This window comes from Butyricicoccus sp. (assembly GCF_050872565.1).
Lineage (GTDB): Bacteria > Bacillota > Clostridia > Oscillospirales > Butyricicoccaceae > Butyricicoccus_A.
Genome location: NZ_JBNMHC010000150.1, coordinates 1 through 5,203 on the forward strand (window position 1 = coordinate 1; position 5,203 = coordinate 5,203).

The window sequence follows — 5,203 nt, forward strand, 5'->3', positions numbered from 1 at the left end:
TGATTTCTCCGACACCGCAGCTTGTCGATGTCATTCCGACGACCAATTTGGCAGAGCTGCGCCGCACGGCTGCTCCGGCGATTCTCATAGAAATTGCCTATCATGATAATCCGGATGATGCCAACTGGATTCGAGCCAATATTCGGGATATTGCGCGCAATCTGTCGGTTTCCACCGCGGATTATTTCGGTGTGCCGTTTCGCCAGGCGGTGAGCGGGTGAACCATCGATGGATGATTGTACAGGGACGAACCGTTTTTGCCGCAGGCATTGTGCTGGCAGCACTGTTGTTTGCGGGCGGATGCCTGTTTTCTCGCGGCGTGTCTGTGTCCGCAGATCAGCCGGTAATTTTATTGCCTACAGCGATGTATCACAGCGTGACCGATGAAGGAGACTCTCCGTCGCAGTATGTCATTTCGCCGTCTATGCTTGAGCGCGATCTGCAATATCTTCAGGCACACGGGCGGGAGACGATTACCATCCATGATTTGCTGGCTTATGTAAAACATGGCACAGAATTGCCGGAAAAGCCGGTACTATTGACGTTTGATGACGGGTATTATAATAACTATAAATACGCTTATCCGCTGCTCAAACAGTATGGAATGCAGGCTGTGCTGTCGCCGGTCGGCAGCCTAACCGAGCAGTTTTCTCAGACCGATGACACGGAACATGAAGTGTGGTCGTATTGCACCAAACAGGAACTCAAGGAAATGGCGGATTCTGGTGTGATGGAGATACAAAATCATTCGTATGATTTTCATGAATTGAAGCCGCGCAAGGGATGTCTGCGCATGGCGGGAGAGACCGAAGCGGCCTATCGCCAGAACTTTTTGTCGGATACGCAGCAGGCACAGGATTTGTTTGTGTCGATAGGCATTGCGGCACCGGTGTGCTACACGTATCCATACGGCGCAGTCAATGCCGAAACAGCGGCACTGACAGAAGTGTACGGCTTTCCGGTCACATTGAGCTGTGAGGAGGGTGTGACGGCGATTACACGCGACACCGCGTGTCTGAGGGGCATTCGGCGCAACAATCGGGACGGCAGATTGACCAGTGAGCAGTTTTGGGACGCCTTGCTCGTAAAAACGGAGGGGTAAACATGGGATGCAACTGTCCAAACGGCTGCCGGATTGCCGATTTGCGCTGCAAAGAGGTGATTAGCATCAGCGACGGCAGCCGCCTTGGCTACGTCAGCGATGTGGAGATTGACACGTGCACCGGCAGGCTGTCCGCGCTTGTCGTACCGGCCAAAAATAATTTGGCGTTTTGGAATCGGAAACAGGACTATGTGATTCCGTGGGAGGCGATTCGCCGCATCGGCGACGACATCATTTTGACCAGCTTTTGCGCCAATGCACCGGAGTGGTCGGGAAATGCAAAAGAATTTTGAAAAAACGCGAAAATTTTTCTTGCGTTTGGCACAACGGTATGTTACAATCATCAAGTATGAAAAATACGCACACATCGCGTAAGCGGCGTGGTGCCCTGTGGCATAGACGCAGGGTCGCTGCCAAATGGAACGATGTGGAGGAAACAACTTTAGGAGGATATTTCAATGTCTGTAATTTCTATGAAGCAGCTGCTGGAAGCTGGCGTACACTTTGGTCATCAGACCAGAAGATGGAACCCGAAAATGGCTCAGTACATTTTCACCGAGAGAAACGGTATCTACATTATCGATCTGCAGAAGACCGTGAAGAAGCTGGAGGAAGCTTACTTCTTCGTTCGTGATACCGCTGCTGCTGGCGAGTCCATTCTGTTCGTTGGTACCAAGAAGCAGGCTCAGGACGCTATCCGTGAGGAAGCTGAGCGCGCTGGCATGTTCTATGTAAACGCAAGATGGCTGGGCGGTATGCTGACCAACTTCACCACCATGCGTACCCGTATCGCTCGTCTGAATCAGCTGAAGAAGATGCAGGAAGACGGCACCTTCGATCTGCTGCCGAAGAAGGAAGTTATCAAGCTGCAGCTGGAGATCGCTAAGCTGGAGAAGTACCTGGGCGGCGTAAAGGACATGAAGAAGCTGCCGGGCGCTATGTTCGTTGTAGACCCGCGCAAGGAGAAGAACGCAATCGCTGAGGCTCGCAAGCTGAAGATTCCGGTAGTAGCTATCGTTGATACCAACTGCGATCCGGACGAAGTTGATTACGTAATCCCGGGCAACGATGACGCAATCCGCGCTATCAAGCTGATCTCTGCTACCATGGCTAACGCTGTACTGGAAGGCAAGCAGGGCGAGCAGCTGGCATCTGAGGAAGCTGAAGAGAAGGCTGCTGAGTAATCTCTGATACAAAGCAAAAAGAAAAAGCCCGCCGCGTTGTTTCGGGCGGGCTTTTTTCACAAAAACGGAACGATTATATCTAGGAGGAATTTACACCATGGCATTTTCTGCAAAGGATGTAAAGGCACTGCGCGAGCAGACCAATGTTGGTATGATGGATTGTAAGAAGGCACTGACCGAAGCTGACGGTGACTTCGACAAGGCAATTGAGATCCTGCGTGAGAAGGGTCTGGCTAAGGCTGCTAAGAAGGCTAGCCGTGTAGCTGCTGAGGGTATCGTAAGCATCGAGATCTGCGACAAGTGCGGCGCTGCTGCAATCGTAGAGGTTAACTCTGAGACCGACTTCGTTGCTAAGAACGCTGACTTCCAGAAGTTTGCTTCTGACGTTGCTAAGGTTGTTATCGCTGAGAATCCGGCTGACATGGATGCTCTGAAGGCTGCTAAGATGGGCGACGTAACCGTTGAGGGCGCTCTTCAGGAGAAGGTTCTGACCATCGGCGAGAACCTGCAGATTCGTCGCTTCGAGCGTTACGATGAGAGCACCGTAAACGTTGGCTACACCCATATGGGCGGCGTTATCGGCGTACTGGTTGGTCTGGAAGTTTCCGACAACCTGAAGGGCAACCCGGCAGTTACCGAGCTGGGCAAGGACATCGGTATGCAGGCTGCTGCTATGCGTCCGCTGTTCATGGACAAGTCTGACGTTGACCAGGCTACTCTGGACAAGGAGAAGGAAATCCTGCTCATCCAGGCTACCGAGGAGAACAAGAACGCTGCTAAGCCGAAGCCGCAGCAGATCATCGAGAAGATGGTTATGGGCCGTATCGGCAAGTACTACGAGGAGAACTGCCTCCTGCAGCAGGCTTTCGTAAAGGAGAACAAGGTTTCCGTAGAGAAGCACATCGCTGCTGTTGCTAAGGAACTGGGCGGCTCCATCAAGCTGGTTAAGTACACTCGCTACGAGAAGGGCGAGGGCATCGAGAAGAAGCAGGACGACTTCGCAGCAGAAGTTGCTTCCATGGCTAAGTAATCTCAATACAGCGTCATTTTCAGCCCCTGCTTTGGGCAGGGGCTGTCTTTCAACGAAAACAATTCACTCAGTTGCGGTTTAATCTGCTAAAGTAAATGCTGGGCGAGAGAGGAGAACGACAATGGCACCACAGAAAGGCAATTTGATGACCTTCCGCGAAGATGTCCGCGTGCTGGACTGCACCATTCGCGATGGAGGACTGTGTAACGATTTCCGCTTTACCGATGATTTCGTTCGCGACCTGTACCAGACCAATCTGGCAACCGGTACGGACTATATGGAGTTCGGTTATAAGGCTTCTGTAGATCTGTTTAAGCCGGAGGATTTTGGTAAGTGGAAGTTCTGCAACGATGAGGATATTTATGATATTGTCGGAGACAACGACACCAATATGAAGATCTCCGTCATGGCGGATGTCGGACGTACCGATTATAAGCGCGACATTCGTGAGAGAAGCAACAGTCCGGTAGATTTGGTACGTGTGGCAACCTACGTCAAGACCATTCCGGCAGCCATCGACATGATTGAGCACTGCGCAAAGATGGGTTATGAGACGACTTGCAATGTCATGGCTGTGACACAGGCACGTCGAGAGGATTTGCTCGAAGCACTGGAACTGCTCGGTAAATCGCCGATCCATACCGTGTACATCGTAGACAGCTATGGCTCTCTGTATCCGGAAGAAATCCGCGATATTTCGGATATGTATCTGGAAAAGATGGACAAGTACGGCAAACAGGTCGGCATCCATGCACATAATAACATGCAGCTTGCCTTCGCCAATACCATTACCGCTTGTGCCAATGGCGTCAGCATGTTGGATGCAACGATGAACGGCATGGGCCGCGGTGCAGGCAACTGTATGATGGAGCAGCTCATGACATTTCTGCGCAATCCGAAGTATCAGCTGCCGCCGGTTTTGCGCTTTGTCGAACAGCATATGGATAAATTGCGCGAGGAAGGCGTCAAGTGGGGCTACGATACGCCGTACCTGCTGACCGGTTACATGGACATGCATCCGCGCACAGCGATTGCATTTACCAAGGATAATCGCCATGATTATGCAAATTATTTTGCAAATCTGGGTCACGAATAAAAAAACGATCTAGCTGCTGCCGTCAGGTTTTGCCTGACGGCAGTTTTTTGTGCCAATAAACAGAAAATTTAACAATTTTTATCTAGCTATTGTGCAAATTGAAAATTTAAGATATAATAATGTCACTATAGATTGGGAAGTAGGGAGGAGGCGAAGGCTGTGACATTAAGAAATTTACGCATTTTTCTGGCAGTTGCTGATTGCGGCAGCATGAGCGAGGCTGCGAAGAAGATGCACATTGCACAGCCATCTGTCAGCGGCACGATCAGCGAAATTGAGGAACGATACCAAGTGCGGCTGTTTGAGCGATTGGGCAGAAAGTTATATATTACACCGACTGGGGAACAGCTGTGTGAATATGCTCGGCATATCTTGTCCACATTTGACAATATGGAGCAGCGTCTGCACAATGCAGATAATACAGACATGCTTCGCATTGGCGCGACCGTAACCGTGGGAACTTGTATTCTGGGAGATGTACTCAATCAGTATATCGGGGAGACGGGAAATCCGGCACCGCGGGTACTCGTGGACAATACCCAAGTGATTGAGCAGCAGCTGCTGAAAAGCGAGTTGGATGCGGCAATCGTTGAGGGGAAAATCTCCAGTCCGGATCTCGTCACACAGTTTATGATGAATGATCCCTTGGCACTGGTGTGTGCAGCGGATCATAATCCGTTTGGAGAACGGCGGTGCGTCAGCATGGCAGAATTGCAAAATATTCCCTTTATTTTGCGCGAGAAAGGCAGCGGCACACGAGAGGTTTTTGAGAGTGCGATGCCGAATATCAA

6 protein-coding genes and 1 pseudogene are annotated in these 5,203 nt (G+C 50.8%); all 7 read left to right on the forward strand.

Annotation, left to right across the window (positions count from 1 at the left end; genetic code table 11):
* Positions 1-221: pseudogene (locus ACR0P9_RS07265) on the forward strand (N-acetylmuramoyl-L-alanine amidase family protein); the annotation flags it as partial.
* Positions 218-1,102 carry a polysaccharide deacetylase family protein gene (locus ACR0P9_RS07270; RefSeq protein WP_432618746.1) on the forward strand — a complete coding sequence of 295 codons (885 nt, stop codon included), beginning with the start codon at positions 218-220 and terminating at the stop codon, positions 1,100-1,102. The pseudogene ACR0P9_RS07265 and the gene ACR0P9_RS07270, both read left to right, overlap by 4 nt.
* 2 nt (positions 1,103-1,104) lie before the next feature.
* The gene (locus ACR0P9_RS07275; RefSeq protein ID WP_432618748.1) at positions 1,105-1,395 is read left to right on the forward strand and encodes a PRC-barrel domain-containing protein; all 291 of its coding nucleotides are present in this window, start codon (positions 1,105-1,107) and stop codon (positions 1,393-1,395) included.
* A gap of 165 nt (positions 1,396-1,560) precedes the next feature.
* Complete coding sequence (rpsB, locus tag ACR0P9_RS07280; RefSeq protein ID WP_216469336.1) at positions 1,561-2,286, forward strand: 30S ribosomal protein S2; 726 nt, start codon at positions 1,561-1,563, stop codon at positions 2,284-2,286.
* Positions 2,287-2,383: 97 nt separating this feature from the next.
* A complete protein-coding gene (gene tsf, locus ACR0P9_RS07285; protein WP_432618750.1) occupies positions 2,384-3,316 on the forward strand; it encodes a translation elongation factor Ts in 933 nt (310 codons plus the stop codon).
* A 121-nt stretch (positions 3,317-3,437) separates the two neighbouring features.
* Positions 3,438-4,412 carry an aldolase catalytic domain-containing protein gene (locus ACR0P9_RS07290; protein ID WP_432618752.1) on the forward strand — a complete coding sequence of 325 codons (975 nt, stop codon included), beginning with the start codon at positions 3,438-3,440 and terminating at the stop codon, positions 4,410-4,412.
* 159 nt (positions 4,413-4,571) lie between these two features.
* Positions 4,572-5,203: LysR family transcriptional regulator (locus ACR0P9_RS07295; protein ID WP_432618754.1), on the forward strand; the 632-nt coding region annotated here is incomplete at its 3' end.

Bases quoted from the DNA above. Each gene is read 5' to 3' on its own strand.
- ACR0P9_RS07275 (WP_432618748.1), top strand. From the start codon at position 1,105: ATGGGATGCAACTGTCCAAACGGCTGCCGGATTGCCGATTTGCGCTGC.
- rpsB (WP_216469336.1), top strand. From the start codon at position 1,561: ATGTCTGTAATTTCTATGAAGCAGCTGCTGGAAGCTGGCGTACACTTT.
- tsf (WP_432618750.1), top strand. From the start codon at position 2,384: ATGGCATTTTCTGCAAAGGATGTAAAGGCACTGCGCGAGCAGACCAAT.
- ACR0P9_RS07290 (WP_432618752.1), top strand. From the start codon at position 3,438: ATGGCACCACAGAAAGGCAATTTGATGACCTTCCGCGAAGATGTCCGC.